The 1,004-nt window shown below is 69.3% G+C and carries 1 protein-coding gene; it reads left to right on the forward strand.

Annotation, left to right across the window (positions count from 1 at the left end; genetic code table 11):
- A partial coding sequence (locus tag ABFX54_RS56640; RefSeq protein ID WP_346115618.1) for an amino acid adenylation domain-containing protein occupies positions 1-1,004 on the forward strand: 1,004 nt, incomplete at both ends.

Consider the following 1,004-nt stretch of genomic DNA (forward strand, 5'->3'; position numbering starts at 1 on the left):
CTGCCGGGTCATGCGGCGTATGTGATCTATACGTCGGGTTCGACCGGGCGGCCGAAGGGTGTGGTGGTCGAGCAGCGGTCGGTCACCGGGTTCTTGGCGTGGGCTGTGCGGGAGTTCGGTGGGGCGGACTTCGAGCGGGTGTTGTTCTCGACCTCGTTGACGTTCGACGTGTCCGTGTTCGAATTGTTCGGGCCGCTGGTGTCGGGCGGCTGCGTGGAGGTGGTTCCCGACGTTCTGGCGGTCGCCGACGCGAGCCGGGATCTGCGCGATGTCAGTCTCGTGAGCGGGGTGCCGTCGGCGCTGGCCCAGGTGGTGGGGTCGGGTTCGTTGGAGGTGCGGCCCCGTACGGTGGTGCTGGCGGGTGAGGCGCTGTCGGTGGATGCTGTGGCGGGGTTGCGTGCGGCGTTGCCGGGTGCGCGGGTGGCCAACATCTATGGGCCGACGGAGGCGACGGTGTACGCCACCGCCTGGTATGCCGATGGCGAGGTGGACGGTGTGGTGCCGATCGGTCGCCCGGTCGACAACGCCCGCGTTTACGTGCTCGACGAGCGTCTCGCGCCGGTGCCGGTCGGGGTGGCGGGTGAGTTGTATTTGGCGGGGAATGGGCTGGCTCGGGGGTATCTGGGCCGGCCGTCTCTGACCGGCGAGCGTTTCGTCGCGGACCCGTTCTCCGAGGGTGGGCGGTTGTATCGGACCGGCGATGTGGTGCGCTGGAACGCGGACGGTGAGGTGGAGTATCTCGGCCGGGTGGACGAGCAGGTCAAGATCCGCGGCTTCCGCATCGAACTGGGCGAGGTCCAAGCCGCGATAGCAACACACCCAGCGGTCGCCCAAGCCGCCGTGGTGGCCAGGGAGGACGCCCCGGGGGACAAGCGCTTGGTCGCCTACGTCGTCCCTGGAGGATCGGCGAAGGACCTGGCAGAACCGGTCCGCGCCTTCGTCGCCGACCGGCTCCCGTCCTACATGGTCCCGGCCGCGATCGTCGTCCTGGACGCGCTGCCGCT

Source organism: Nonomuraea maheshkhaliensis (genome assembly GCF_039529435.1).
Lineage (GTDB): Bacteria > Actinomycetota > Actinomycetes > Streptosporangiales > Streptosporangiaceae > Nonomuraea > Nonomuraea maheshkhaliensis.